This window comes from Parviterribacter kavangonensis (assembly GCF_056863335.1).
This window is the reverse complement of sequence record NZ_JBXPJA010000001.1, coordinates 1,080,404-1,105,261: the sequence shown is the minus strand read 5'-3', so window position 1 is coordinate 1,105,261 and position 24,858 is coordinate 1,080,404. Positions and strand designations below refer to the sequence as shown.

Sequence of the window (24,858 nt, the reverse complement as noted above, 5' to 3'; positions counted from 1 at the left end):
AGATCTCCGCCCGATGCGCTTCGAGAAGTGGCAGGCCCTCGGCAACGACTACCTCATCGTCACCGAGCCGGTGGACCCGGAGACGGTCACGGCGCTCTGCCACCGGCACACGGGCGTCGGCGCGGACGGCGTGCTCGTGCTGAGCCGCAGCGACGAGCCCGGCTTCACCGCCGACCTGCGCATCTTCAACCCCGACGGCAGCGAGGCCGAACTGAGCGGCAACGGCGCCCGTGAGGCGCTCATGTACCTGCACCTCCGCGGCTGGGCGAAGGGCAGCCAGTTCTCGATCCGCACGATCGCCGGCGAGATCCGCGCGACGGTCCTGGATGACCGCACCTGCCGCGTCGACATGGGCCGCGCGAAGGTGCGCGAGGCCGGCGAAGTCGAGGGCCGCGCCTACCAGGCGCTCGAGGTCGGCAACCCGCAGTGCGCGATCCGGATCGCCGACCGGGACGAGCTCGAGGCGCTCGACCTCCCGGCGATCGGCCCCCCGATCGAGCGCAGCCCGCTGTTCCCGAACCGCACGAACGTGTCGTTCTGGACCGAGCTCGCGGACGACCGCATCCGCGCCCGCATCTTCGAACGCGGCGTCGGCGAGACGATGTCGAGCGGCACCGGCGCGACCGGCGCCGCCATCGCGCACGTCCTGCGCGGCGGCGATAGCCCGGTCACGGTCGAGCTCGACGGCGGCGAGCTGGTCGTCGATGTGGGGGAGGACCTCCACATCGACCTCACCGGCTGGGCCGTCCCCGTCTTCGTGGGCGAGACCGCCTAGCCGAGCGTCACGGGCGTCGTCACGCCCTCGACGGCCTTGCCGCGCATGACCTGCAGGCGGTAGTTCCCCTTCCGCCGGACCACGAGGGAGACGTTCAGCGACCGCCGGCGCGGCACCATCGTCCAGCGCTTGACCAGGCGGCCGTCGCGGCGCAGCTGCACGGTCCGGGCGATGCGCGACCCGCCGAAGACCCGCGCCTTCAGCCGCGCCTTGGCCGCCTTCAGCCGGCCGCCCATGATCGCGCTACGCCGGCCCTTCTGCAGCGACAGGCGCAGGTCGGCCGACTTCGGCCCGAAGACCTTCGCGTACGTCCGCCCGGCCCGGACCGCGTCGCGCACGCCACGCTCGGACAGCGTCTTCGCGTAGACGACCGTCGTGCCGATCCCGACCGGCGTCTGCGTCAGCGCGTTCTCGGGCTTGCCCGCGTGATGGCTGTCGGACACCGCGATCGCGGCGGGCCGGAAGCCCTGCTGCCACAGCGAGTCGAACTCGGTGATCGCGATGAGGGTGAACCCGTTCGGCGCCTTCGGCTCGCCGGTCGGCCCGGTGTGGACCTCGTACGCGTCGACCTTCGTCCAGTCGGTCTCGATGTCGGAGTAGTCCCACGGGCAGCCGCGGCAGACGTTCGCCAGCCCCGGCACGTCGGACGGGAAGATCGTCGGGTGGTTGACCTGCGTGAAGCCGCCGAAGCGGTGGATCTCGTCGAACACGCTCGACGGCGCCCGAGCGGCGCGCACCGGGGCGAGCGAGCCGTCGGGCAGCAGCTCGACGACCGGCCCGAGGCGGTGGTCGACGTAGTGCAGCGACAGCTGGTTCTGCGTGTGCCCGCGGTAGGTGATGATCTCCGCCGAGCGGCCGATGAGCTTGCCGGGGTGCTGCTTCTGGTACCTCCCGAGCTCGCCCCAGTTCGACGTGGTCACGTAGTCCGTGACCGTCACGAAGTCGAGGCCGGGGCCGCGCGGCGGCTCGCTGAACGCGTACGAGAGGACCTCGCTCGTCGGCGCGTCGCCGAGCGCCGAGTGCTCGGCATGCACGTGCAGGTCGCCGGCGTACCAGCCGGCCGACCGCCGCACCGGCGTCTCGTCATAGGGCGCGGGCTCGTACGGCGAGGCCGCGAACGCGGGGTCCTTGTCGAGCTGCACCTCCACGCGCCACGCCACGCGGCCGTCCGCGTCGCCGTCGGCCTGCGAGACGACGGCCGCGACCCCGATCTCGGCCGCCCACTGGCCCGCCTGGATCGGTCCGGGCACGAACCCGCGCGTCGTGCGGCCGGGGACGACGCCCTTCGGTTCGGCCTCGTACTGCGCCTCGGTCGAGAAGCCCTGCGGCGTGACCGTCACGTCCGGGTGCGACGAGCCGCCCCAACCGCGGAACTGCTCCTCGCCCCACTGGCCGCCGGCGGGCCGGGCGCTCCACAGGCCGAGGTCGAGCGTGTGCTTGAGCAGCGCGTTCTTCGGCGCGTCCGGCTTGTCCCAGCAGTACTTGACGCGCACCGACGTCGTTCCCGCGGGAACGTCGAACGGGACCATGACGTACGAGCCCATCTGCTCGACGCCGAACGAGCCGGTGATGACCCGGTCGGCGCGGATGGGGACGCCGGGGCAGGCGGCGTCGACGCCGCCGGCCTGCGCGATGCGGGCGGACGGGGGCTGCTCGGCGACGTAGTGCGCGAGCGCGGTGGACGGCAGGGCGAGGAGCGCCAGGACGGCGAGCACGAGGCGGGACACGCCGCGAAGATATCTTCGGAGCGGATGACTGCCAGCGCCCATGGCATCGCGACGATCGACGTCGCCTCCGGCCGCACGCTCGACGTCCTGTACCCGGCGCCGGTCCTGAGCCGCGAGCCCGAGCCGGTCAGCGGCCTCCCGGAGCGCCCCCTGACCGACGACGTCCGCGGCGTCCGCCTCGAGGCCGTCACGACGGTCATCGACGACCTCGGCTCGGCGCCGGCGAGCACCGAGGACGCGTACCTGCGCCTCCATCTGCTGTCGCACCGCCTCGTCAAGCCGCACGAGATCAGCCTCGACGGCATCTTCGCCGTGCTGCCGAACGTCGCGTGGACGAACCGGGGTCCGGTCGACGTCGAGCAGGTCGAGGCCGTGCGTCTGAAGCTCCGCGCGCAGGGCCAGCTGCTCGAAGTCCTCGGCGTGGACAAGTTCCCGCGCATGACCGACTACGTCGTCCCGAGCGGCGTGCGCATCGCCGACGCCGACCGCGTCCGGCTCGGCGCGCACCTCGCGCCCGGCACGACCGTCATGCACGAGGGGTTCGTGAACTTCAACGCCGGGACGCTCGGCACGTCGATGGTCGAGGGCCGCATCTCGGCGGGCGTCGTCATCGGCGACGGCACCGACATCGGCGGCGGCGCCTCGATCATGGGCACGCTCAGCGGCGGCGGCAAGGAGATCGTCCGCCTGGGGGAGCGCTGCCTGCTCGGCGCCAACGCGGGCCTCGGCATCGCGCTCGGCGACGACTGCGTCGTCGAGGCCGGCCTCTACATCACGGCCGGCACGCGCATCACGCTGCCCGACGGCGACGTCGTCAAGGGCCGCGAGCTCTCCGGCGTGTCGGGGCTGCTGTTCCGCCGCGACAGCGTCAGCGGGCGGATCGACGCGCTGCCGCGCAAGGGGTCGTGGGGCGGCCTCAACGCGGCGCTGCACGCGCACCAGTAGCCGCCCGCACGATCGCCTCGACGGAGCGGTCCACGTCGGCCTCGGTCGTCGACCAGTTCGACACGGCGATGCGCATGTAGCGCTCGCCGCGCCACGTCGTCCCGCCCATCCAGCAGGTGCCGTCGCGCTGGACGGCGTCGACGACCGCGTCGGTGGTGGCGTCGTCGCCGAAGCGCGCGAGCACCTGGTTGAGGACGACGTCGTTGCCGATCGTCGCGCCGTGCGCCTCCAGCGCGCCGGCGAACCGCCGGGCGTGGGCGCAGCAGCGGTCCACGAGGTCCGCGACGCCGTCGGTGCCGAGCTGCCGCAGCGCCGCCCACGTCGCGAAGCCGCGGGCGCGGCGGGAGGACTCGAGCGCGAGGTCCGCGCCGCCGGGATCGCCGGTCCCGGAGCCGGTCAGGTAGGCGGCGGTGTACGACACCGCGGTGGCGTGGAGCTCCGGGTCGCGGCAGAACGCGTACGCCGAGTCGTACGGGACGTTCAGCCACTTGTGGCCGTCGCACGCCCACGAGTCGGCGAGCTCGATGCCGTCGACGAGGTGGCGCAGAGCGGGTGACGCCGCGGCCCACATGCCGAACGCGCCGTCGACGTGGACCCAGGCGCCTCGCTCGTGCGCGAGTGCGCAGCCGGCACGGAGGTCGTCGACCGCGCCGGTGTTGACGTTCCCCGCCTGGAGGCACACGATCGTGGGACGGCCGCCGGCGCCGGACAGCACCCGTTCCAGATCGGCGACGTCGATGGCGCCGTTCGCATCCACGGCGACCGGCTCGATGGACGTCTCGCCGAGGCCGAGCAGCCGCAGCGCGCGGTCGATCGTGGCGTGCCGCTCGGCGCCCGCGACGACGCGCACGCGCGGCGCGCCGAAGAGGCCGTCGCGGCGCACGTCCCACCCGCAGCGCTCGAGCACGGCATGGCGGCCGACCGCCAGGCCGACGGTGTTCGCCTGCTGCGCGCCCGTGACGAACCCGCACGACACGGTCGCGGGCAGCCCGAGCAGCGCCTTCAACCAGCCGCCCGCGGCCCGCTCGACCGCGATCGACGCGGGGGAGAGCACCGCGTTGAACGCGCACTGGTCCCACCCGGCGGCCACCATCTCCGCCGCCGTCGCCGCCGGCAGCGACCCGCCGATGACGAACCCGAAGTACCGCGGTCCCGCCGTGGCCACGAGGCCGGGCTCGACGGCGGAGACGAGCTCGTCCAACACCGTCTCGGGAGAGGTCGAGTCCGCCTGAAGGGTTCCGCCGAGCGTCCGCCCGATTGGGTCCGCGTCGGTGGGCCGCCCAACGGGCCGCTCATCGAGCGAGGAGCGGAAGTCCGCGGCGATCGCCGCCGCGCGGCCGAAGAGAGGACCGAGGTCGCTCGCCGGAGAAGTCGAGGTCGCGAGAGGGTCGCTCATGGAGCGACTCTACGCCGCGATCCCTCAGGCGGCGAGCATCTCGGCGGCGCGGGCGCACTGCTCGATCGTCGGGACGAGCGCGACGCGGACGTGGCCCTCGCCGCCGTCCCCGAGCCATGAGCCCGGCGCGACGACGATCCCGCGGTCCAGGAGCGACTCCGCGTAGGCGACGTCGTCGCCGCCGGGGACGCGCAGCCAGAGGAAGAAGGACGCGTCGCCGCCGGCGGGCTCGAGACCCGCGGCGAGCAGCGCCGGAAGCAGGACGTCGCGCTTGCGGGCGTAGCGCTCGCGCGTCTCGGCGACGTGGGCGTCGTCGTCCCACGCGACGACCGAAGCGCGCTGGATGAACGTCGGCGGCGCGGTTCCGGTGTTCGGGCGGAAGCGCTTCAAGGCGGCGATGAGATCGGCGTCGCCGGCGACGAACCCGGACCGGTAGCCGGGCATCGACGACCGCTTCGAGAGCGTGTGGAACGCGAGGACGCCCTCGCGGCCGGCCTGCAGCGCCGAGGCGGGCGGGCCGCCGTCGAACCACAGCTCGCAGTACGCCTCGTCGCTTGCCAGGACGACGCCGTGCTCGGCGCAGCGCGTGTGCGCCTCGCGCAGGAAGTCGATCGGCATCGCGACCGCCGTCGGGTTGCCCGGCGAGTTCAGCCACAGCAGGCCGAGGCGGTCCCAGGGCAGCGCGTCGAGATCGGGCAGCCAGCCGCGATCGCCCCGCAGCGGCATCGGGACCACCTCGCGCCCGGCGAACAGCGCGCCGCGCTCGGGCACGGGATAGCCGGGCGTCGGGACCGCGACCGCGCCGTCGACCACCTGCGAGAGCGAGAAGATCGCCTCCTTCGACCCCAGCGTCGGGACGACCTCGGTGTCCGGATCGACCTCGACCCCGAACCGCCGCCCGAGCCACCGCGCCGCCGCGGCGCGCAGCTCCGGCAGGCCGACGGCGAGGGGATAGGCCGAGACCGGCTCCGCCTCGATCGCCTCCGCGACCGCCCGCCGCAGGAAGGCGGGCGTCTCCTCCCGCGGCTCGCCGACCCCGAAGTCCAGCACGTCGACACCGGCCGCAGCGAGGCGCGCCTTGGCGTCCGTCAGCCGCACGAAGGGGTAGGTCCGGAGATCCGTCAAGACGGGCGACAAGGTCATCGGGCGATGAGCCTCTCGAGGGTCTCGTAGGAGCGGACGAGGGCGTCGATGGCGACCTGCTCGTCACGGGCGTGCGCGAAGCGGGGCTCTCCGGGGCCGAAGTTGATCGCGTCGACGCCGGCGAGGGAGAACTCGGCGACGGGGGTCCACGCCTGCTTGGGCTCCCAGGCGAGGTCCTCGCGCAGCCGCTCCACCAGCGGGTTGCCCTCGGGGACCGCGCCGGACGGGGCGTTCGAGGCGATCTCGAGCTCACCGAACGGGTCGCAGACCGCGCGCAGCAGCGCCTCGGCCTCCTCGGGCGACCGGCCGGGGGCGTAGCGGAAGTTGATCTCGGCGACCGCCTCGTCGGGGATCACGTTCGAGGCGATCCCACCGGAGACGCGCGTCACGGACATCGCCTCGGTGAAGGTCAGCCCGGCGAAGACGTGCTCGCGCCACGGCTGCTCGGCGATGGCGGCGATCGCCTCGCCCAGGCGGTGGATGGCGTTGTCCGCGTGCCAGGGCCGCGCGGAGTGCCCGCTGCGGCCGCGGACGACCAGCCGGGCGAAGATGTTCCCCAGGCAGCCGGCGTGGATCGCGTTGGACGTCGGCTCCATCACGATCGCCAGCGACGCGCCCGCCAGCTCCGGGCAGCGCTCGATCAGCGGCGTCAGCGCGCTCTCGGCGTGCGGCAGCTCCTCCCGGCCGAAGAGCACGTACGTGTACGGCACGCCGGCCAGCGCCAGCTCGACCATCACGGCGTCCGCACCCTTCATGTCCGCGGCGCCCAGGCCGTGGACCGCGCCGTCGGCGATCCGCCCCGGCAGGTTGCCCTGCTCCGGCACCGTGTCGAGGTGCCCGGCGAGCACGATGCGGACGTCCTCGAGCTCCCCGAACACGAGGCACGTGTCGCCCTCGTCGCGCAGCCGCACGCCCCCGTTGCGCAGGACGCGAAGGACGTGCGCGGTCAGCTCCTCCTCCGACCGGGACTCGGACGGGACGTCGACGAGCTCGAGCGTTCGTCGGGCAAGGCGGTCGGCGAGCATCGGGCCTATCTACCATGACGGGGATGCAGCGGACGGCACGTGCGAAGCAGCGAGCGTTCTGCATCGCCGTGCTCGAGCGCGGCGATGACCTCTCCGAGCTCCACGAGCTCCTGCGCACCGCGGGCGTCGCGGTGGTCGGCCAGTCGATCCAGCACCGCGATCGGCCGCACCCGAACACGTACGTCGGGCCGGGCAAGCTCGAGGAGATCAAGGAGCAGCTCAAGCGCACCGACGCGAACATGGTCGTCAGCGACGACGAGCTGTCCCCGCGGCAGGAGCGCAACCTCGAGGAGGCGCTCGGCGTCCCGGTCGTCGACCGCACCGCGACGATCCTCGACATCTTCGCCGCCCACGCCGCGACGGCCGAGGGCAAGCTGCAGGTCGAGCTGGCGCAGCTCGAGTACAACCTCGCCCGCATGCGCGGCCTGTGGACCCACCTCGAGCGCCTCGGCGGCGTGTCGAGCGGCGGCTTCGCCACCCGCGGCCCCGGCGAGTCGCAGATCGAGACCGACCGCCGCCTGGCGCGCGACCGGATCTCCGCGCTCAAGCGCCGTCTGGCCGAGGTGAAGGGCTCGCGCGCCGTCATGCGCGCCGAGCGCGAGCGCGCCCACCTCCCGCAGATCGCGCTCGCCGGCTACACGAACGCCGGCAAGTCGACGCTGCTCAACCGGCTCACCGGCGCCCACGTCGGCGTCCGCGACCGGCTCTTCCACACGCTCGACCCGAGCACGCGCCAGCTGCGCCTGCACGGCCGCACGTACCTGCTGACCGACACCGTCGGGTTCATCCGCAAGCTCCCTCACCAGCTCGTCGACGCCTTCGGCGCGACGCTCGAGGAGACGCGCCTCGCCGACCTCGTGCTCCACGTCGTCGACGCGAGCGCGCCGGAGGAGGAGATGCTCGAGATGCTCAGCGCCGTCGAGGAGGTCCTCGAGGAGATCGGCGCCGGCGACCAGCCGCGCGTCCTCGTGCTCAACAAGGCCGACGCGCTCGACGACGAGCGCCGGCGCGAGCTCGGCTTCCGCCATCCGGACGGCGTGCTCGTCAGCGCGCTCACCGGCGAAGGGCTCGAGGAGCTGGGGGAGCGGATCGAGCAGGAGTTCGAGCGCACCCTGCGCCCCGTCGACCTGCTGCTGCCGTACGCCGAGGGCGGGCGGCTCGCGGAGCTGCACGACGTCGCCGGCGATCTCGACCGCGAGGAGATGCCCGAGGGCGTCCGCGTGCGGGCGCGCGTGCCGGTCACCGTCGCCGAGCGCTTCGCCGAGTTCGCGTTCTCGAGCAACGGCCACCCCGACAGCTAGGTTCCGGCGATGGACCTCTCCGACTACCAGGCCCGGTCGCGGGCGACCGCCGTCTACCCGGATGCCGGCGACAACCTCCTGTACCCGACGCTCGGGCTGTGCGGCGAGGCCGGCGAGGTGGCCGAGAAGATCAAGAAGATGGTCCGCGACGACGACGGCGTCCTGTCGGATGAGCGGCGCGACGCGCTCGCCAAGGAGCTCGGCGACGTCCTCTGGTACGTCGCGCAGATCGCCACGGAAGCCGGGCTCGACCTCGGCGAGGTCGCCGGGGCGAACCTGGACAAGCTGCTCTCGCGCCGCGACCGCGGCGTGCTGCAGGGCAGCGGCGACGACCGCTAGCCGGCGGCGATCAGCCGGCTGTCGCGCAGGTACGACGTCGCGACCTTCGCCGGCGTCTCGCGGTCGAGGTCGACGCGGGCGTTCAGCTCCTGCATCGCCTCGTCCGTGAGGCCCTGCTCGATGCGCTGCACGGTGTCGCCGAGATCCTTGCCCGCCCGGTCGGCGATGTCGTTGCGCACCACGAACGTCGAGTTGTAGGGCGGGAACATCCCTCGGTCGTCCTCGAGCAGGACGATCCCCTCGCGGCGGTTCTGCGGATCGGTCGTGAACACGATCGACGCGTTCGGGCCGTCGCCCTGCAGCACCGCGTGGCGCCGGTCGATCGGGGTCTCGACGAACTGCTTGAACCGCAGCCCGTAGACCTTCTGCAAGCCGGCGAGGCAGTCGGCGCGCTGGCGGCACTCCTTCGTGCCGTGCAGCGTGAACTCCCGCGCGATCGGCATGAGGTCCGAGATGCGGCGCAGCTTGTAGCGCTTGGCGGTGGCGGCGGTGACGCCGACCTCGTTCGAGCTCGTGAACGGCGTCGGCGGGTACGCGGTCTCGCCCTTGTCGGCGAGGCACGACGCGGCGTCCTCGTAGGCCTGCTGCGGGTCCTTCGGGATCTCGTCGGTCGAGGTGCCGCACAGGGAGAGCAGCGCCGTGCCCGTGTACTCGGGGTAGCCGTCGACGACGCGGTCCTGCAGCGCCTTCTGGGCGGCCTGCTCGTCGCCGAGGCTGAACCGGCGGCGGACGCGGTAGCCGGCGGCCTCGAGCCCCTGGGCGAAGATCTCGCCGAGCACCTTCTGCTCCGTGAAGTTCTTCGAGCCGACGGTGATCGTCACGTCGCCGTTCTCCGCGTTGCGCTTGATCGGGCCGCTCAGGTCCTCGGGCGTGTCGAAGTCCTGCGTCGTCGCGCCGCCCCCGCCGCCGTCGTCCCCGCATGCGCTCACGAGCGCCGCGCACGCCAGCACACCGGCCAGCGCGCGCCCGCACGCTTCCCTCACGGCAGCTCCACCCTTCTCAACCACCAGTGCTTCACCTCGCCGATGAGGTCGACGTAGTCGCCGAGCTCGAGCGGCTTGCTGACGAACGAGTTGGCGCACAGCTCGTAGGCGCGGCGGACGTCGGTCGGCGCCTTCGACGTCGTCAGCACCACGACCGGCGTGCGGCGGACGTGCTCGTTGGCATGGTGGCGGACGGCCTCGAGGACGTCGAAGCCCGACATCCGCGGCAGCCCGAGGTCGAGCAGGATGAGGTTCGGCGGCCGGTCGCCGGCGTCGTCGAGCATCTGCATCGCCGTCTCGCCGTCGCGGGCGATGTGCAGGCTGGCATCCGAGCCCGACTGCTCGAAGGCCAGGCGGGTGAACTCGACGTGGATGTCGGCGTCCTCGACGAGGAGCACGTCGCGATCGGTCATCACGCGGCCTCCGCGCGCTCGGTGGGGGGAGCGGGGCGCAGGGCGACGACGAAGCGGCTGCCCCGTCCGACCTCGGACTCGACGGTGATGTCGCCGCCGAAGCGCTGAACGATCTTGCGCGCGAGCGCGAGCCCGACCCCGGTGCCCTCGACGTCCTGGTTGGTGTGGAGGCGGCGGAACATCTCGAAGATCCTGTCGTGGTCGCGGGGGTCGATGCCCCGCCCGTTGTCCTGGACGGCGACCTGCCACGTCCCGTTCACGAGCCGCGCGGACGCCGTGACGGTCGGCGGTGCGTCGCCACGGTACTTGACGCCGTTGACGATGAGGTTGGCGAACACCTGCGTCAACTGGCCGCGATCGCCGATGACGACGGGCAGCTCGCCACGCTCGACGGTCGCCCCGGCGTCCTCGATCGTGGCCTTGAGCTGCTCGACCGCGGCGTCCCACGTCTGGTCGAGCGCGACCGGCTCCAGCGGCCGGTCGTCGCGCGTGACGCGCGAGTAGGCGAGCAGGTCGCCGATGAGCGCCGACATCTGCCGCGTCCCGTTGAGCGCCTGCTCGATGTACTCGTGCGCGCGCTCGTCGAGCTGGTCGCTCTTCTGGTGCTCGAGCAGCTGCAGGAACCCGCTGACGGTCCGCAGCGGCTGCTGGAGGTCGTGCGAGGCGAGGAACGCGAAGCGCTCGAGCTCCTCGTTCGAGCGGGCGAGCTCCGTGCGGCTGGCCTCCAGCTCGGCGAGCGCGCGGCGGCGCCCGAGCGTCGTGGCGTGGACGAACGCGCCGGCCAGCAGGCTGAGCACGAGCCCGGTGATGAGGATGATCCACGGCACCGACCGCTCGAGCGATCCCACGAGCGGGTCGTCGGTGGCGTAGCCGAGGATCCAGCGCCGCCCGGCGACCGTCAGCGGCAGGTTGCGCGACTGGGCGTCCGCCGCGGCGCCGCGCTGGGCGTAGAGCAGGCGGCGGATCCGCGGCGTGCCGATCAGGCCCTCGTCGTAGAGCTTGAGCGTCGCGCCCTCGGGCGCCAGGTCGGAGAGCAGGTCGCGCAGCCGGACCGCCGCCGCGACCGAGCCGATGAAGAGCCGCTTGCGCTGACCGATGGGCGGGTTCTGGTCGGGGCCCGCGTAGATCGGGAAGTAGAGCGCGACGGAGAGGTTGAGCGGGTCCTGCACCAGCCGGATCGGCAGCGGCGCGGCGACCTGCGCGGTGCGGCGCGCGCGGCTGATCGCCTGCCGGCGGGCCGAGTCGACGAAGAGGTCGGCGCCGACCGCCGAGCGGTTCTCCGCGAACGGGAAGATCTCGGTGATGACGGCGTACTCCGCCCGGCGCCCGCGCGGCATGATGCGGATCTCCTGCGGGTACGGAAGCCCGCTCGCCGTGGCCTCGCGCCGCAGCCGCCTCAGGAACCGGCCGCGGTCGGCGTCGCGCACCTGCTGGATGAACGTGAGGCTGCGCAGGCGGTCGATCCGCTCCGGCAGGCCCTGGCTGGAGAAGTAGTCGTCGAACTGGCGCGGCGTCGGCACCGCCCGCGCGCCCGCGACGAAGCCGCGCGCGCCGTAGAGCTTCTCGACGTAGTTGTCGGTCCGGCGGTCCAGCGCGGTCGCCGCCTCGGCCGCGCGCTGGTCGAGCAGCTGGTCGCGCCGGCGGTCCAGCGAGCCGCTCGTCGACAGGGCGGCGAGAGCGGTGACGAGAAGCAGGGCGACCGCGACGGCGACGGCCGGGAGGCTGGGACGGCGAACGTGCATTCCGGGGAAGGGATGCCGACCCTATCCGGACGGGCGGAGCGTCTGCTCAGCTGCCGGGCACCGCCGGCGCCCGGTGCACGACCTTCGTGACGGTGAGCTCGTCCAGCAGCTCGGGGCCGTACCCGAAGCCGGTCCCGCTCGCCTTGCGCGGGTGCGCCGCTCCGCCGGGAGCGCCGCCGAAGACGGCGTTGATCTTCACGGTCCCGACCTCCAGCTCGCGCGCGGCGCGGCGGGCGTGCTCCTCGTCGGCGGTCAGCACGGTGGCGGCGAGCCCGTACTCGGTGGCGTTCGCCGCCTCGAGCGCCTCGTCGAAGCTGTCGACGACGCGGACCGCGGCGACTGGCCCGAACGTCTCCTCGCGCATGATCCGCATGTCGTCGCGCACGCCGCTGAGCACGGTGGGCGCGTAGAAGCAGCCGCTGTCGCCGACGCGCTCGCCGCCGGCGAGGACATCGGCGCCCGCCTCGACGGCCTCGCGCACGTGCTCCTCGACGACCGCGCGCTGGCCCTCGTCGACCAGCGGGCCCATCTCGGTGCCGGGCTCGAGGCCGGGCCCGACGCGCAGCTGGCGCGCGCGGCGGGTCAGTGCGTCGAGGAACGGCTCGGCGACCGCGGCGTGGACGTAGATGCGCTCCACTGCGGTGCAGATCTGGCCGGCGTTGGCGAACGAGCCGATCGCGGCCTGCTCGGCCGCCCACTCCGGGTCGACGCCGTCGTCGACGATGAGCGCGTCCTTGCCGCCCAGCTCCAGCAGCACCTTCTTCGGGGTGCCGGCGGCGGCGCGCTGGATCGCCCGGCCGGTGGCGATCGAGCCGGTGTGCATGACGAGGTCGACGCCGGGGTGCTCGACGAGCGCGGCGCCCGCGCGGCCGTCGCCGAGCAGCAGGTTCAGCGTGCCGGGCGGCAGGTGGTCCGCGGCGAGCTCGACGCAGCGGATCGCCGACAGCGGCGTCTTCTCGGACGGCTTCAGCACGACGGTGTTGCCGGCGACGAGCGCGGCGGCGACCTGGCCGCACGCGATCGCCACGGGATCGTTCCACGGCACGAGCAGTGCGACGACGCCGCGCGGCTCGTGGACCATCTCGTCCGACGCCGCCCAGCCGCCCATCAGCCGGCTGCCGCGGTGGAGCGGCCCGAGCTCGGCGTACTGCTCGATCGCCCCGATCCCCGCCTCGACGCCGCCGCGCGAGTCGTCGAGCGGCTTGCCGTTCTCGCGCGTCTGACGCTCTGCGACGTCGTCGAGCGCCTCGCGCAGGGCGCGCGCCCATGCCTTCAGCGCTGCGGCGCGGTCGGCGGGGGCGGTGCGCGCCCACGCCGCGAAGGCGTCGCGCGCGGCGCGGACGACCGCGTCGGCGTCGGCCGCGGTGCCGGCGGGGATGGAGCCGATGACCTCGCCCGTCGCGGGATCGCGGACGTCGATCGTCGAGGCCGTCACGGCCATGAGGGCTCCGTCTGGACGGTCATGACGAGCTCGCGCACGTCGGTGCCGGGCGGGCGGGTCAGCGCGAAGACGACGCTCTCGGCGACGGCGCGCGGGTCCATGAGGTCGGCGTCGGGGCCCGGCTTGTACTGCTCGGGGCGGCCGTCGAAGAAGTGCGTCCGCATGCCGCCGGGGACGAGCATCGTCACGCCGACGCGGTCGCCGAGCTCGGCCATCAGCGCGCGGGTGAAGCCGACGACGCCGAACTTGCTCGCGCAGTAGGCCGTGGCGTCGCTGAGCGCGCGGAAGCCGAGCGTCGAGGCGACCGTGACGATCCGGCCGCGGTTGGCCTCCAGGTGCGGCAGCGCGGCGCGCACGACGGCGGCGGTGCCCAGCAGGTTGACCGCGATGACGCGGTCCCACCGCTCGCCCTCGATCTCGTCGAGCTTGCCGCAGGCGTCGGTGCCCGCGGCGGTGACGACGCCGGTCAGGTCGCCGGCCTCGGTGGCGACCTTCTCGACCGCAGCCTCGGTGGCGCGCGTGTCGCTCAGGTCGATCTGCTCGAACGCGACGTCGCCGGCGGGCGGCTCGAGGTCGAAGACGACGGGCGTGCCGCCCGCCTCGCGGACGGCGTGGACGATCGCCTCGCCCAGCCCCGACGCGCCGCCGGTGACGATGACGGTTCCGAGTGCTGCCAAGGTGCCTCTCCGGTGGGTGGGGGTCGGGTCAGGCGACCCCGGCGGCGCGGCGAGCGCTGCGGTGCGCGGCGTCCTCGAGCTCGTCGTCGAGCGGATCGAGGTCGCGCACCCCGGTCGCCTCGGCGATGAGCCAGTCGGCGAACCACGCGTTCTTCGGCAGCAGGGGCCCGTGCAGGTACGTGCCGATGACCTTGCCCTTCCGGACCCCTTCGTAACCGGACCGGCCGTCGTTGCCGTGCCCGTTCAGCACCTTCCCGAGCGGCTGCGCGCCCGCGCCGAGGTAGGTGCGCCCGCCGTGGTTCTCGAAGCCGGCGAGCACGCGCCCGTCCTCGAGCTCGATCGCGACGTTGCCGATGAGCCGCGGGCCGTCCTCGCGCACGGTGCGCAGGTCGACGAGCCCGATGCCCGGGACGTGCTCGTCGCCCAGCTCGTAGGAGTGCCCGAGCAGCTGGTAGCCGCCGCAGACGCCGAGCACGATCTTCCCGGCGTCCGCCGCCGCGTGCAGCGCCTCGCGCTTGGTGTCGACGAGGTCCTGAGCGCAGAGCTGCTGGTCGCGGTCCTGGCCGCCGCCGAGGTAGAAGAGGTCGTGCGCCTCGGGGTCGATCTCCTCGCCGAGGCCCGCGGCCGTGACGGTGAAGCCGATGCCGCGCCAGGCGCAGCGCCGCTCGAGCAGCAGGATGTTCCCGCGGTCGGCGTAGATGTTCATGAGGTCCGGGTACAGCGCGCAGACCCGCATCTCAGCCACGCAGCATCACCACCTCGCTGCCGATGTGGTCCTCGGTCTCGGCGATCTCGCGCCGCGCGGCAACGGTCAAGCCGGCTTGACGGGCTTCGTCCTCCAGACGGTCCGGCGCGATGCGGTCGAGGCGGATCCGGTCCTCGGTGACCGTGCGCGTCCCGTCGGCGGCGACGCGCTCGCGCAGGCGCTCGAGAACGAACCCGTCGCCGTCGTCGCGGACGGCGATCGGGCGCGACGAGTAGACGACGCCGCCGACGTCGCGCAGGTCGGGCAGCGGCGCCTCGACCTCGCCGAACGTGTCGACCGCGTTGGCGAGCGCGGCGGCGAAGAGCGCGCCGGGGGCGAGGTGGCGCTTGACGGCGCGCAGGCACGCGCCGCGCCCCTCGGGCCCGCCGAGCAGCTGCAGCGTCTGCATCGGCGCGAGGATCAGCGGGAACGTGCGGCCGAGGTCGAAGTCCCGCGCGTCGCCGACGTGGATCGTGACCGGCAGGCCGGCGGCGCGCCCGCCGAGCGCGGCGAGCAGCTCGGCGTCGACGTCGAGCGCGTGCACCTCGTGGCCGTGCGCGGCGAGGTCCAGCGCGACGCGGCCGGTGCCGGCGCCCAGGTCGAGGACCGGCCCGCCGCGGGTCTCGGCCAGCTCACGCCAGAGCGGTAGGTCGGCCGCGTAGGCGCCGCACTCGACGTCGTGCCAGATGACCGCGTCGGTCGTCACCGCGTCCATGAGCTCTCCGCGACGCCGCGGGCGACGAGCTTCTGGCGCAGCTCGAGCATCGCGGTGTAGGTCGGGATGGCGTACAGCGGCCCGTCGCCGCTCGTGACCGCGGCGTCGATCGCCCGGTCGAGGTCGCCCTCGACGACCTCGAGCTTCGCCGGGTCGACGCCCGCGTACTTGAAGCGCACCGCCAGCTCGGGCGCGCGCGTGCCCGCGCACACGACGCGGCGGACGTGCGGGGCGAGCAGCTCGAAGTCGGCGTCCCACACCCAGCTGACGTCCTTGCCGTCCGCGGTGCGGTCGTTGAGCACTCCGAGCAGGTCGAGCGACCCGTCCTCCAGCGCCAGCGTCCGCACGACCTCGTTCGCGCCCGCGGGGTTCTTGACGAGCAGGATCGAGAGGTCGCGCCCGCCGATCTTCACGGTCTCCGCGCGGCCGAAGGCGGGGGAGACGGCCTCGAGGCCGGCCTTGACGTCGGGCGGCTCCGCGCCCAGCGCGAGGGACAGCGCGGCGGCGGCGAGCGCGTTGTAGACGTTGTAGAGGCCCGGCAGCGGCAGCGCGACCGGCGTGTCGCCCTGCGGCGTGCGCAGCGTGAACCGCGCCGAGCGGACGCCGTCGAGCGTCACGTCGAGCGCCGCGACGTGCGGCGCCGGGCGCTCCGTGTCGCCGTTCGGGCAGCGGTACCGGCCGAGGTGGCCGAGGAAGACGGTCTCGTAGACGTACGGCGCCCCGCAGAGGCGGCAGTGCTTCGCGTCCGTCGCGTGCGGAAGCCCCGGCAGCGCGACGCCGTCGTCCTCGACGCCGAAGAAGAGGGGGGAGGCGGCGGCCGAAGACGCTCCGGGGGAGGCGGCGGCGCCGCCGCGCCCTCTTCCGAGGCCGGCCACCGTGGGGTCGTCGGCGTTGAGGACGAGCTGCGCGGAGGTCTGGGCGACGACGGCGGCCCACCGCTCCGCGATCGTCTCGAGCTCGCCGTAGCGGTCGAGCTGGTCGCGGAAGAGGTTCGCGAGGAGGATCGCGCGGGGCTCGAGCTCGCCGACGATGCGGTCGAGCCAGAACTCGTCGACCTCGAAGAGGCCGGTGTCGCCCTCCCCGTGCAGCAGCGCGCTGGCGACGCCGCCCGCCATGTTCGCGCCCTGGCGGTTGTGGACGAGGCGGTGGCCGCCGCGCTCGAGGATTGCGGCGACCATCGCCGCGGTCGTCGTCTTCCCGTTCGTCGCGCTGATGACGGCGCTGCCGTTGGGCAGCCGCCGCGACAGCCGCCCGATCGCGTGCGGGTCGAGGCGCAGCAGCACCTTGCCCGGCAGGCTCGTGCCACCGCGGCCGGTCCGCCGTGAGAGCGCTCCCGCGGCGCGCGCCGCCGCCTCGGCCGCCCTCACGGGACGAGCACCTTCAGCGCGCCGGGGACGGCGCGGATCGTCGCCGGCGTCGTGCCGATCGGGTCGCCGTCCGCGTAGATCCGGTAGGGCCGCTCGGCGCCGACGCGGATCTCGGCGGCGCGCAGCAGCTCCACCGCGGGGTCCTCGAGGTGCGTGCCCTTGAAGACCTTGGGGAGGTTGCGCAGGAAGCTCAGCCGCGTCCCGTCGCCGGTGATGACGACGTCGAGCAGCCCGTCCTCGAGGCTCGCCTCCGGCGCCAGCGCCATGCCGCCGCCGAACATCCCCGAGTTGCACGCGGCGACCGCGTAACCCCTCACCGAGCGCTGCGGCCCGCCGTCGGGGGCGAAGTCCAGCCGCACCGCGCGCCACGACCGGAGGGTCCGCAGCGTGGCGTAGAGGTAGACGAGCTGCCCGCGGACCCTCGACGCGTTCGCGAGGTCCTGGACGTCCGAGTCGAAGCCGTAGCTCGCGATGCCCAGGAACGTCCGCCCGTCGACTTCGGCGACGTCCACGGTCCGCTCGGTGCCGCGCGCGAGCACGCCGCACGCCTCCTCGGGATCCGAGGGCAGGCCGAGCTTGCGCGCGAAGTCGTTGCCGCGCCCGCCCGGCAGCACGCCGAGCACGCCGTCCGTTCCGCGCAGGCCGTGGGCGACCGCGCCGGCCAGGCCGTCGCCGCCGAAGCTGACCGCGACCTCGCCCGCCGCGACGGCCGCCCGGCCGAGGTCGGTGGCGTGTTCGATCGAGAGCGTGCGCTCGACGCGGAACTCGACGCCGAGGCGGCGCAGCGTCTCCTGGACCTTCGGCAGGGCCTTCGCCGTCCGGCCCCCGCCCGCATGCGGGTTGACGATGAGGCACACGCGGCGCACGGGTCCAGAGAGTACGAGCGACCCGGCGCTGACGGTCCACGGCGAGGTCTATCCTCCGGCACCGATGCGTCGCCTTCCCGTCGTGCTCATCGCGCTGCTGCTGCTCGTCGCCGCCGGCTGCGGCGACAACGAGGAGACCACCGGCGCCGGTGGCAGCTCCGAGACCACCGCTACCACGGCGACGTCCGACACGACGACCGCCGAGGCGTCGGCCACCGGCTGTGCCGCCGCCCAGCAGCCCAAGCCGAAGTCGGACAGCTTCAAGAAGCCGACCGTCCAGCCGGACAAGAAGGCCAAGCAAACCGCCGTGATCGACACGTCCTGCGGCACGCTCGAGATCGCGCTCGACAACAAGCGCGCGCCGAAGACGGTCGCCAGCTTCGTCTTCCTCGCCGAGAAGGGCTTCTTCGACGGCCTGACCTTCCACCGGATCGTCCCCGGCTTCGTCGTCCAGGGCGGCGACCCGAAGGGCACCGGCGAGGGCGGCCCGGGCTACTCCGTCGTCGAGGCCCCGCCGGAGGACCTCAAGTACACGCGCGGCATCGTGGCCATGGCGAAGACCGAGCTCGAGGAGCCGGGCACTTCGGGCAGCCAGTTCTTCATCGTCACGGCGCCCGACGCCGGGCTGCCGCCGGACTACGCGCTCGTGGGCAAGGTGAGCAAGGGCGACGACGTGCTCGAGAAGCTCGCCAACGTCCCGGCCGACCCATCCGACGGCAAGCCGGCCGACCCCATCCTGATCGACAAGGTCACGATCAAGGAGGGCTAGCCGCCGCGTCTGGCGGCGAGCGCCTTCTGCTGCCGGCGGCGCCCGACCAGGGCGAGCACGCCGAGGATGATCGCGATCAGGACGATCCCGAGCAGCACCGCGCCGGGGGTCGAGATGCCGCCGAACGCGAGGCCGACGAGCTTCGCGAGCGCGAACCCGACGAGCAGCAGGACGACGATGATGCCGACGAGGATCGCGATGCCGCGGACGCGGGCCATCTTCCCGGAGCCGGGCGGCGGCGCGAGCATGCCCATGAGGCGCAGGAGCAGCAGCTGGCGGCCGGTGGGCGGCGCCTGGCCGAGCCGCTCGACGGCGGCCTTCAGGTCGTCCGGCCGGCGCTCGGCGAGCGCCAGCGACGCGTCGGCCATCCGGCGCAGCGCCATGCGCTCCTGCGGCCGGGCGGCCGCGATCGCCCGCTGGAAGTACGACCGCGCCGCCTTGGCGTCGTAGCGCTCGGCCGCGCGCGCGCCGAGGATCGCCATCGCGGCCGCCTTATTGCGCTGCTCGGCCTCGAGCTCCTCGTCGGAGCGGGACTCGAGCTGCTGCATCGCCGCCAGGGCGCTGCGCTGCTCGACGCGGATCTGTCGCTGCTTCGGGGGCATCGACCGCTGAGTGTACGCTCGCGCACCGTGATCGCCCGCATCGCCCTGCTCCTCATCCTCCTGACGCTCGCGGCGCCGGTGGCCGCCGTCGCCCAGGACAGCCCGTTCAACCCGCTGCCGACCCCGTCGCAGCAGTCGCCGACGCAGACCGTGAACACCAACGCGGACCCCAATGCGGACGACGACGACGGGCTCTCGCGCAGCCAGCAGGCGCTCATCGGCATCGCCGGCTTCGTGCTGCTGTTCGGCATCGGCTGGGCGATCATCCGCGACGCGCGCTCGGTCGCCCCGGCGGACAAGCGCGACCCGCTCGAGGAGGGCGAGCGGACGAAGGGCTCGCAGCGGCCGAAGCAGAAGCGCGTGTCGCAGGGGCGTGCCCGCGCGAAGGCCGCGCGGCACCAGCGCCGGAAGAACCGGTGAGGCGCGGCCGATGACCGGACCCGGCCGGTGACCCCCGTCACCGACCTCGCGGAGGGGCCCGACGGGCGGCTGCGGTGCGGCTGGGCGGTCTCCGCGCCCGAGTACGTCGCCTACCACGACGAGGAGTGGGGGCGCCCGGTCCGCGGCGACGATGCGCTCTACGAGCGGCTGACGCTCGAGGCGTTCCAGTCCGGTCTCGCGTGGATCACGATCCTGCGCAAGCGCGAGGCGTTCCGCGCGGCGTTCGCCGGCTTCGAGGCCGAGCGCGTCGCCCGGTTCGGCGACGCGGACGCCGAGCGGCTCATGCAGGACGCCGGGATCGTGCGCAATCGCGCCAAGATCGAGGCCGCGCTGGCGAACGCGAAAGCGCTCGTCGAGCTGCAGCAGACCGGGGAGACCCTCACCGATCTCATCTGGTCCTTCGCGCCGCCAGCGCGCGAGGCGCCGCGCTCCTACGCCGACGTCCCGGCCGTCACGCCCGAATCCAAGGCGCTCGCCAAGGCGCTCAAGCAGCGCGGCTTCCGCTTCGTCGGTCCGACCACCGCCTACGCGACGATGCAGGCGTGTGGACTCGTCAACGACCACCTCGCCGGGTGCTGCGCGCGATGACGCGGCGACCTTCTGCTCCCCGAACCGCTACAACGGTGCCGTGACCCGGGCTCGGATGCTCGTCTGCGAGGACGCGATCGGCTACCGGATGCTGATCCGCCGCTGGCTGGAGGACGCCGACGTCGACGTCGTCGGCGAGGCGTCGTCGTGGGAGGAGGCGGAGCGGATGGCCGCCGAGCTGAAGCCCGACGCCGTGGTGGCCGACCTGTGGATGCCCACGCTCGACACCGAGGCGCTCCAACGGCTCCGCCAGGCGGTGCCGTCGGCCGCGATCGTCTCGCTGAGCGGGCTCAGCTCCGAGGAGGCGCAGGATCTCGTCGGCGACACCGGGGCGATCGACCTCTTCCTCTCCAAGCGCCAGCCGCCGCAGGAGATCGTCGAGGCGCTGCGCGACTTCGTGCGCGAGCGCTTGACCTAGGCTCAGTGCAGCGGGGTCGTGGCCCGCTCGACCCCGGTCAGCTCGAAGACCCAGAAGTCCTGCCGCATGACGGGGACGGAGACGTTGTAGACCGGCACGGTGCCGATCCGGCCCTCGAACGTGCCCGCGTGCGCGTGCCCGTGGAGGACGAGGTCGGGCTCGTGCTCGGCGATCGGCGGCGCGAGACGGTCGGTTCCGAGGAACGCCCAGATCGGCTCCGGCTCGCCGACGAGCGTCTCGCACGTCGGCGCGTAGTGCAGCAGCGCGATGCGCACCGGGCAGTGCGCAACCGCCCGCAGCCCGCGGTCGAGCGCCTCGACCTCCTCGCCGGCCTCCGCGTAGACCCCGCGCAGGGACGGCTCGCCGAAGTCGGGCAGGTGCGAGCCGGGGAAGCCGCCGACGAAGCCCTTCACGCCCGCGACGCCCACGTCGACGCCGCCGACGTCGACGATGCAGTGGTCGCGGTCGAGGACCGTGATGCCCGCGTCCTCCCAGATCGGGAGGAGGTCCTGGACCTGGTTGCAGTGCCAGTCGTGGTTGCCGAGCACCGCGATGACCGGCATGTCGAGCGGCCGGCACGCCTCGGCGAGCACCTCGGCCTGCTCGGGCTGCCCGTGGGTCGTCAGGTCCCCCGCCAGCAGGAGCAGGTCGGCCTTCCCGGCCATGGACGCGAAGGCCTCGATCGCCTCCTCGCGGCGCGAGGGCTGGCAGTGCATGTCGCCGGCGGCGGCGATGCGGACGACGTCGGGCATGTGCGGGCCCCTACCCGATTTCGGGTAGGCCTCCCGTATGGACCTCAACGCCGCCGAGTTCAAGCAGATCGTCGAGTCGCTGCGGCGCGTGGCGGCGTGCCTGCGCGAGGCGGACGTGCGGTGGTGCCTGAGCGGCAGCGTCGCCTCGTGGGCGCGCGGCGGTCCCGAGACGGTCAACGACCTCGACATCATCGTCGACCCGGAGCACATCGAGGAGGCCGCGCGACGGCTCGAGGCGACCGGCATGCGCGTCGAGATCCCGCCGGAGGGCTGGCTGGTGAAGCTGTGGGACGGCGAGGTCCTCGTCGACCTCATCCACACCGTCACCGGCTACGAGTCCGTCGACGAGATCCTCGAGCGCGCCGAGGTCATGCGCGTCGCCTCGCTCGACGTCCCCGTCGCGCAGATGGAGGACGTGCTGACGCCGAAGCTGCTCGCGTTCGACGAGCACTACCTCGACTACACCGGCGCCTTGCGGGTGGCGCGGGCGCTGCGCGAGCGGATCGACTGGTCGCTCGTGCGCGAGAAGACCGAGCACTCGCCCTACGCGCGCGGGTTCTTCGCGCTGCTCGAGGCGCTGGACATCATCCCGGTCGACGAGACGCCGCCGGGCGTCGCGGGCGGCGGCCCGGGCGCGCGGCCCGGGCCGGACATCCGCGTGGTTCGGTAGCTAGCCCTTCGGCTCGTCGCCGACGGACTGCGCGCCGGCGCGCGCCGCCTTCGCCTGCGCGAGCTGGCGGTTGACGTGATCCCAGTCGAGGTTGCGGAAGAAGGCCTCGACGTACTCGCCGCGGCCGTCCGGGGTCGACCCGAAGTCGCGCGCGTAGGCGTGCTCGTACACGTCGAGCGCGAGGATGGGGACCATGTTGTAGACGGCCCAGAGGTTCTGGGTGTCGAGCATGTAGTTGAAGAGCGACCCGTCGTTGAGGTCGTAGCCGAGCATCACCCAGCCGCGGGCCGCGCGGGCCTGCTTGCGGATGGCGTTCTTCCACATCTCGACGCCGCCGGGGTACTCGTTCTCGAGCTCGTCGGCGATCGCGCCCTGCGGATCGGCGCCGCCCTCGCCGCCGAGGTGGCCGAAGTAGAGGTCGTGGTTCTTGAAGCCCAGCAGGGCGAACGTGTAGTTGTCGGTCGCGAGCGCCCGGATCTCGGAGTAGACCTGGTTGCCCTCGGCGGACGCGTAGTCGATCTCCTTGAGCTTCCCGCGGATCTCGTTCGTCTTCTTCACGTACCCCTGGTACAGCTTGTAGTGGTCCTCCATCGTCTGGCGGGAGATCCCGTCGAGGTCCTTGTGGAGGGCGGGGAAGTCGCGGGCGACGATCTCGTCCCAAGGCATGTGTTCGCTCCCTTCGTCGTTGGACGCCTTCCGGCATTCCACCATGCGGCCGCGGCTAGTCGCGTCGTGGGGCAACCACCCGCGGTGACGGACGGTCATTCTTGGCTACCATCGCCGCCGCCGGCGATGCGTTGCGCCTGCCGTACCCCCCAGGACGGCGGGCTGCTTCAACGCGCATCGCCGGCACCCCTTTGGCCGGCGATGGGCGAGAGACGAGGGTCAGACGGACAGCGCCCGGTTGAGGAGCGTGACCATCTCGGCCGCGTAGAGCGGCTGCGAGAAGAGGATCTTCGCCTTGACGGCGCGATCGAGGACGTCGCGGATGACCATCGCGGTCAGCTCGACGTCGATCTCCTGCGACACCTCGCCGGCGGCCTGGTAGTGGGTGAGGAAGCGCTCCAGCCCGCGCCGCCAGCTGCCGGTCAGCGCGAGCCACGTGTCGTAGTCGGTGGCGAGCTCGTAGCCGCGGTTGGCGATCATGAGGATGTCGCTGAAGGCCTCGCCGACGGCGAAGCTCTCCTCCGCGAGCCTCTCGAGCCCGTTGATCAGGCTTGGGCCCTCCGCGGCACGCTCCGCCGCGACGCCCATCTCCGCCGACATGAGCTCTGAGAGCGCACCCGGCAGGGCTTCCTTCGATGGGAAGTACAGGTAGAACGTGCCCTGGGCGACGCTCGCCTTGGTTGCGATGCTGGACACGGTGGTCCGCTCGTAGCCGTGCTCGGCGAGCACCTCGCGTGCAGCAGCCAGCAGCTGCGCCCGCCGGCCGGGCACCCCCCCAGAGGGCTCGGCCTCGATGTCGGTCATGCGACGAACCGTACATGCACAGGCGTCCGCGTGTGCATGAGATCCCTACGGACTGGTGATCACCAAGTCATGGCCGTCGACACGCAGGCACGCCTTGACACGCTCCTGGAGCGGGGCGAGGAGCAGGGGTGCATGAACCTGTCCGAGTTGAGCGACCTCGTCCGCGAGCTCGAGCTCGAGGAGGACGAGGTCGGGGAGCTGCACGCCCGCATCGATGCGCTCGGCATCGAGCTGACCGACGACTGCGGTCGCACCGAGACCCAGAGCACCCGCATCAACCCACGCGAGTTCGTCGGTCAGACCACCGACGCGCTGCAGCTGTTCCTCAACGAGCTCGGCCGCTATCCGCTGCTGACGGCCACCGAGGAGATCGAGCTCGCCAAGCGGATCGAGCGCGGCGACATGCAGGCCAAGGACCGGATGATCCTGTCGAACCTGCGGCTCGTCGTGTCGATCGCGAAGAAGTACCAGGGGGCAGATCTGCCCCTGCTGGACCTCATCCAGGAGGGCATCTTCGGGCTCGTGCGCGCGTCGGAGAAGTTCGATTGGCGCAAGGGGTACAAGTTCTCGACGTACGCGACGTTCTGGATCCGCCAGGCGATCCAGCGCGGGATCGAGACGAAGGCGCGCACGATCCGCATCCCGATCCACGTCGGGCAGCGCGAGCGCAAGATCGCCAAGGCCGAGCGCGAGCTGTCGGCGCGCCTGGGCCGCGCGCCCACCGACGACGAGATCGCCGAGTACGCCGAGCTGACGCCCGAGCACGTACGCGAGGCGCGCGACGCTGCCCGCACGATCACGTCGCTCGACCGCCCCGTCGGCGAGGAGGGCGAGACGGCGTTCGGCGACCTGCTGCCGTCCGAGGGCCCGCAGCCCGAGGAGGAGGTCGAGGTGTCGCTGGCCGAGGAGGCGCTGCACCGCGCGCTCTCGCGGCTGCCGGAGATCGAGCAGCAGATCGTCAAGCTGCGCTACGGCATCAACGGCGCCGGCGCCCCGACCCCGCTGCGCGAGACCGCCGAGCGCGTCGGCATGACGCCCGCCGAGGTGCGCCGCGTGGAGCACTCGGCGCTCGAGCGGCTGTCGATGGAACGCGAGCTCGAAGCGCTCCGGAGCGCCGCATAGTCTTCCCGCCCGTGGCGAAGGTCCACGGGCACCTGCTGGCAGGCGACGCGGGCGAGCTCGTGGGCGTCTCGGGGACGACGATCGGCCAGTGGGCGCGGCGCGGGTACATCCGCGCGTCGCAGTCGGCCGGCGACCCGCACGTCTACTCGGTCGAGGACGTGGGGGAGGCGGCGATCGTCGCCGAGCTGCTCGGGCGCGGCGTCCGCCACGGCGACATCCGGATGGCGATCGAGCGGCTGCGCGACCACGGCGCCTGGCCGCTGTCCGAGGCGCGGTTGGCGACGACGTGCGAGGCGCCGGGCGTGCGACCGCGCATCGTGCTGCGCGAGGACGGCGGGACGTACGTGCTCGTCGACCGCGGCTGGCAGCTCGTCGCGACGCCGATCGAGACCGACGAGGTGCGCATCCGCATCCGGCACGCGTAGG

The 24,858-nt window shown here is 73.1% G+C and carries 28 protein-coding genes; 11 read left to right on the top strand and 17 right to left on the bottom strand.

Features of this window, described 5'->3' with window-relative positions; translation table 11 throughout:
- Nucleotides 1-13 precede the first annotated feature (13 nt).
- Nucleotides 14-775 carry a diaminopimelate epimerase gene (gene dapF / locus AC1UE4_RS05765; protein ID WP_482916264.1) on the top strand — a complete coding sequence of 254 codons (762 nt, stop codon included), beginning with the start codon at nt 14-16 and terminating at the stop codon, nt 773-775.
- Here the strand turns inward: dapF and AC1UE4_RS05760 are convergent.
- Nucleotides 772-2,502 (bottom strand): CehA/McbA family metallohydrolase, encoded by a 1,731-nt coding sequence (locus tag AC1UE4_RS05760; RefSeq protein WP_482916263.1) that lies wholly within the window; start codon nt 2,500-2,502, stop codon nt 772-774. The two genes, dapF and AC1UE4_RS05760, sit on opposite strands and share 4 nt — an antisense overlap.
- 24 nt (nt 2,503-2,526) lie before the next feature.
- On the opposite strand from AC1UE4_RS05760, the gene dapD reads away from it, so the two are divergent.
- Entirely contained in the window at nt 2,527-3,447 is a 921-nt protein-coding gene (dapD, locus tag AC1UE4_RS05755) for a 2,3,4,5-tetrahydropyridine-2,6-dicarboxylate N-succinyltransferase (protein ID WP_482916262.1), read from the top strand.
- Here dapD and AC1UE4_RS05750 read toward each other — a convergent pair.
- The 3 genes from AC1UE4_RS05750 to dapE are packed head-to-tail and all read right to left on the bottom strand — an operon-like array spanning nt 3,419 to nt 7,011.
- Complete coding sequence (locus tag AC1UE4_RS05750) at nt 3,419-4,843, bottom strand: pyridoxal phosphate-dependent decarboxylase family protein (RefSeq protein ID WP_482916261.1); 1,425 nt, start codon at nt 4,841-4,843, stop codon at nt 3,419-3,421. The two genes, dapD and AC1UE4_RS05750, sit on opposite strands and share 29 nt — an antisense overlap.
- 24 nt (nt 4,844-4,867) lie before the next feature.
- Nucleotides 4,868-5,986, bottom strand: a complete 1,119-nt coding sequence (locus tag AC1UE4_RS05745; protein WP_482916260.1) for a pyridoxal phosphate-dependent aminotransferase — start codon at nt 5,984-5,986, stop codon at nt 4,868-4,870.
- Nucleotides 5,983-7,011, bottom strand: coding sequence for a succinyl-diaminopimelate desuccinylase (dapE, locus tag AC1UE4_RS05740; protein WP_482916259.1), 1,029 nt, complete (start codon nt 7,009-7,011; stop codon nt 5,983-5,985). Before dapE ends, AC1UE4_RS05745 begins: the two co-directional genes overlap by 4 nt.
- Nucleotides 7,012-7,034: 23 nt before the next feature.
- On the opposite strand from dapE, the gene hflX reads away from it, so the two are divergent.
- Entirely contained in the window at nt 7,035-8,312 is a 1,278-nt protein-coding gene (gene hflX / locus AC1UE4_RS05735) for a GTPase HflX (protein WP_482916258.1), read from the top strand.
- A 9-nt stretch (nt 8,313-8,321) separates the two neighbouring features.
- A complete protein-coding gene (locus AC1UE4_RS05730) occupies nt 8,322-8,651 on the top strand; it encodes a nucleoside triphosphate pyrophosphohydrolase family protein (RefSeq protein ID WP_482916257.1) in 330 nt (109 codons plus the stop codon).
- Here the strand turns inward: AC1UE4_RS05730 and AC1UE4_RS05725 are convergent.
- The 9 genes from AC1UE4_RS05725 to AC1UE4_RS05685 are packed head-to-tail and all read right to left on the bottom strand — an operon-like array spanning nt 8,648 to nt 17,600.
- The gene (locus AC1UE4_RS05725) at nt 8,648-9,634 is read right to left on the bottom strand and encodes a glycine betaine ABC transporter substrate-binding protein (protein ID WP_482916256.1); all 987 of its coding nucleotides are present in this window, start codon (nt 9,632-9,634) and stop codon (nt 8,648-8,650) included. The two genes, AC1UE4_RS05730 and AC1UE4_RS05725, sit on opposite strands and share 4 nt — an antisense overlap.
- Nucleotides 9,631-10,047 carry a response regulator gene (locus AC1UE4_RS05720; protein WP_482916255.1) on the bottom strand — a complete coding sequence of 139 codons (417 nt, stop codon included), beginning with the start codon at nt 10,045-10,047 and terminating at the stop codon, nt 9,631-9,633. Before AC1UE4_RS05720 ends, AC1UE4_RS05725 begins: the two co-directional genes overlap by 4 nt.
- Complete coding sequence (locus tag AC1UE4_RS05715; RefSeq protein WP_482916254.1) at nt 10,047-11,789, bottom strand: sensor histidine kinase; 1,743 nt, start codon at nt 11,787-11,789, stop codon at nt 10,047-10,049. Before AC1UE4_RS05715 ends, AC1UE4_RS05720 begins: the two co-directional genes overlap by 1 nt.
- 46 nt (nt 11,790-11,835) lie before the next feature.
- The gene (locus tag AC1UE4_RS05710) at nt 11,836-13,230 is read right to left on the bottom strand and encodes an aldehyde dehydrogenase family protein (RefSeq protein WP_482916253.1); all 1,395 of its coding nucleotides are present in this window, start codon (nt 13,228-13,230) and stop codon (nt 11,836-11,838) included.
- Nucleotides 13,221-13,907, bottom strand: coding sequence for an SDR family oxidoreductase (locus AC1UE4_RS05705; RefSeq protein ID WP_482916252.1), 687 nt, complete (start codon nt 13,905-13,907; stop codon nt 13,221-13,223). The genes AC1UE4_RS05710 and AC1UE4_RS05705 overlap by 10 nt, the downstream gene beginning before the upstream one ends.
- Before the next feature lie 28 nt (nt 13,908-13,935).
- Nucleotides 13,936-14,643, bottom strand: a complete 708-nt coding sequence (locus tag AC1UE4_RS05700; protein WP_482918208.1) for a type 1 glutamine amidotransferase — start codon at nt 14,641-14,643, stop codon at nt 13,936-13,938.
- 1 nt (nt 14,644) lies between these two features.
- Nucleotides 14,645-15,367: a class I SAM-dependent methyltransferase gene (locus tag AC1UE4_RS05695; RefSeq protein ID WP_482916251.1), complete on the bottom strand. Its 723-nt coding sequence runs from the start codon at nt 15,365-15,367 to the stop codon at nt 14,645-14,647.
- Nucleotides 15,355-16,734, bottom strand: coding sequence for a Mur ligase family protein (locus AC1UE4_RS05690; protein ID WP_482916250.1), 1,380 nt, complete (start codon nt 16,732-16,734; stop codon nt 15,355-15,357). Before AC1UE4_RS05690 ends, AC1UE4_RS05695 begins: the two co-directional genes overlap by 13 nt.
- Entirely contained in the window at nt 16,731-17,600 is an 870-nt protein-coding gene (locus AC1UE4_RS05685; protein ID WP_482916249.1) for a diacylglycerol/lipid kinase family protein, read from the bottom strand. Before AC1UE4_RS05685 ends, AC1UE4_RS05690 begins: the two co-directional genes overlap by 4 nt.
- Nucleotides 17,601-17,664: 64 nt before the next feature.
- Between AC1UE4_RS05685 and AC1UE4_RS05680 the strand changes: the two genes are divergently transcribed.
- Nucleotides 17,665-18,369, top strand: coding sequence for a peptidylprolyl isomerase (locus AC1UE4_RS05680; protein ID WP_482916248.1), 705 nt, complete (start codon nt 17,665-17,667; stop codon nt 18,367-18,369).
- Here the strand turns inward: AC1UE4_RS05680 and AC1UE4_RS05675 are convergent.
- Entirely contained in the window at nt 18,366-18,971 is a 606-nt protein-coding gene (locus AC1UE4_RS05675) for a hypothetical protein (protein ID WP_482916247.1), read from the bottom strand. The genes AC1UE4_RS05680 and AC1UE4_RS05675 overlap by 4 nt on opposite strands.
- A 27-nt stretch (nt 18,972-18,998) precedes the next feature.
- On the opposite strand from AC1UE4_RS05675, the gene AC1UE4_RS05670 reads away from it, so the two are divergent.
- The 3 genes from AC1UE4_RS05670 to AC1UE4_RS05660 are packed head-to-tail and all read left to right on the top strand — an operon-like array spanning nt 18,999 to nt 20,418.
- Nucleotides 18,999-19,391 carry a hypothetical protein gene (locus AC1UE4_RS05670; RefSeq protein ID WP_482916246.1) on the top strand — a complete coding sequence of 131 codons (393 nt, stop codon included), beginning with the start codon at nt 18,999-19,001 and terminating at the stop codon, nt 19,389-19,391.
- Nucleotides 19,392-19,418: 27 nt separating this feature from the next.
- On the top strand, nt 19,419-20,000 hold the full coding sequence (locus AC1UE4_RS05665; protein ID WP_482916245.1) for a DNA-3-methyladenine glycosylase I: 582 nt from the start codon (nt 19,419-19,421) through the stop codon (nt 19,998-20,000).
- A 40-nt stretch (nt 20,001-20,040) separates the two neighbouring features.
- A complete protein-coding gene (locus AC1UE4_RS05660; protein WP_482916244.1) occupies nt 20,041-20,418 on the top strand; it encodes a response regulator in 378 nt (125 codons plus the stop codon).
- Between the two features lie 2 nt (nt 20,419-20,420).
- Here AC1UE4_RS05660 and AC1UE4_RS05655 read toward each other — a convergent pair whose 3' ends face one another.
- The gene (locus AC1UE4_RS05655) at nt 20,421-21,170 is read right to left on the bottom strand and encodes a metallophosphoesterase family protein (RefSeq protein ID WP_482916243.1); all 750 of its coding nucleotides are present in this window, start codon (nt 21,168-21,170) and stop codon (nt 20,421-20,423) included.
- 37 nt (nt 21,171-21,207) lie between these two features.
- Between AC1UE4_RS05655 and AC1UE4_RS05650 the strand changes: the two genes are divergently transcribed.
- Nucleotides 21,208-21,840: a nucleotidyltransferase gene (locus AC1UE4_RS05650; RefSeq protein ID WP_482916242.1), complete on the top strand. Its 633-nt coding sequence runs from the start codon at nt 21,208-21,210 to the stop codon at nt 21,838-21,840.
- On the opposite strand, the gene AC1UE4_RS05645 is transcribed toward AC1UE4_RS05650, so the two are convergent.
- Nucleotides 21,841-22,506, bottom strand: coding sequence for a superoxide dismutase (locus tag AC1UE4_RS05645; protein WP_482916241.1), 666 nt, complete (start codon nt 22,504-22,506; stop codon nt 21,841-21,843).
- Between the two features lie 219 nt (nt 22,507-22,725).
- Complete coding sequence (locus tag AC1UE4_RS05640; protein WP_482916240.1) at nt 22,726-23,310, bottom strand: TetR/AcrR family transcriptional regulator; 585 nt, start codon at nt 23,308-23,310, stop codon at nt 22,726-22,728.
- A 69-nt stretch (nt 23,311-23,379) separates the two neighbouring features.
- Between AC1UE4_RS05640 and AC1UE4_RS05635 the strand changes: the two genes are divergently transcribed.
- Nucleotides 23,380-24,432, top strand: a complete 1,053-nt coding sequence (locus AC1UE4_RS05635; protein WP_482916239.1) for a sigma-70 family RNA polymerase sigma factor — start codon at nt 23,380-23,382, stop codon at nt 24,430-24,432.
- 11 nt (nt 24,433-24,443) lie between these two features.
- Complete coding sequence (locus AC1UE4_RS05630; protein WP_482916238.1) at nt 24,444-24,857, top strand: MerR family transcriptional regulator; 414 nt, start codon at nt 24,444-24,446, stop codon at nt 24,855-24,857.
- The last annotated feature ends 1 nt before the right edge of the window (nt 24,858 follow it).

Bases quoted from the DNA above. Each gene is read 5' to 3' on its own strand.
- dapF (WP_482916264.1), top strand. From the start codon at position 14: ATGCGCTTCGAGAAGTGGCAGGCCCTCGGCAACGACTACCTCATCGTC.
- dapD (WP_482916262.1), top strand. From the start codon at position 2,527: ATGACTGCCAGCGCCCATGGCATCGCGACGATCGACGTCGCCTCCGGC.
- AC1UE4_RS05750 (WP_482916261.1), bottom strand. From the start codon at position 4,843: ATGAGCGACCCTCTCGCGACCTCGACTTCTCCGGCGAGCGACCTCGGT.
- AC1UE4_RS05745 (WP_482916260.1), bottom strand. From the start codon at position 5,986: ATGACCTTGTCGCCCGTCTTGACGGATCTCCGGACCTACCCCTTCGTG.
- dapE (WP_482916259.1), bottom strand. From the start codon at position 7,011: ATGCTCGCCGACCGCCTTGCCCGACGAACGCTCGAGCTCGTCGACGTC.
- hflX (WP_482916258.1), top strand. From the start codon at position 7,035: ATGCAGCGGACGGCACGTGCGAAGCAGCGAGCGTTCTGCATCGCCGTG.
- AC1UE4_RS05730 (WP_482916257.1), top strand. From the start codon at position 8,322: ATGGACCTCTCCGACTACCAGGCCCGGTCGCGGGCGACCGCCGTCTAC.
- AC1UE4_RS05720 (WP_482916255.1), bottom strand. From the start codon at position 10,047: ATGACCGATCGCGACGTGCTCCTCGTCGAGGACGCCGACATCCACGTC.
- AC1UE4_RS05715 (WP_482916254.1), bottom strand. From the start codon at position 11,789: ATGCACGTTCGCCGTCCCAGCCTCCCGGCCGTCGCCGTCGCGGTCGCC.
- AC1UE4_RS05710 (WP_482916253.1), bottom strand. From the start codon at position 13,230: ATGGCCGTGACGGCCTCGACGATCGACGTCCGCGATCCCGCGACGGGC.
- AC1UE4_RS05700 (WP_482918208.1), bottom strand. From the start codon at position 14,643: ATGCGGGTCTGCGCGCTGTACCCGGACCTCATGAACATCTACGCCGAC.
- AC1UE4_RS05695 (WP_482916251.1), bottom strand. From the start codon at position 15,367: ATGGACGCGGTGACGACCGACGCGGTCATCTGGCACGACGTCGAGTGC.
- AC1UE4_RS05680 (WP_482916248.1), top strand. From the start codon at position 17,665: ATGCGTCGCCTTCCCGTCGTGCTCATCGCGCTGCTGCTGCTCGTCGCC.
- AC1UE4_RS05675 (WP_482916247.1), bottom strand. From the start codon at position 18,971: ATGCCCCCGAAGCAGCGACAGATCCGCGTCGAGCAGCGCAGCGCCCTG.
- AC1UE4_RS05655 (WP_482916243.1), bottom strand. From the start codon at position 21,170: ATGCCCGACGTCGTCCGCATCGCCGCCGCCGGCGACATGCACTGCCAG.
- AC1UE4_RS05650 (WP_482916242.1), top strand. From the start codon at position 21,208: ATGGACCTCAACGCCGCCGAGTTCAAGCAGATCGTCGAGTCGCTGCGG.
- AC1UE4_RS05645 (WP_482916241.1), bottom strand. From the start codon at position 22,506: ATGCCTTGGGACGAGATCGTCGCCCGCGACTTCCCCGCCCTCCACAAG.
- AC1UE4_RS05640 (WP_482916240.1), bottom strand. From the start codon at position 23,310: ATGACCGACATCGAGGCCGAGCCCTCTGGGGGGGTGCCCGGCCGGCGG.
- AC1UE4_RS05635 (WP_482916239.1), top strand. From the start codon at position 23,380: ATGGCCGTCGACACGCAGGCACGCCTTGACACGCTCCTGGAGCGGGGC.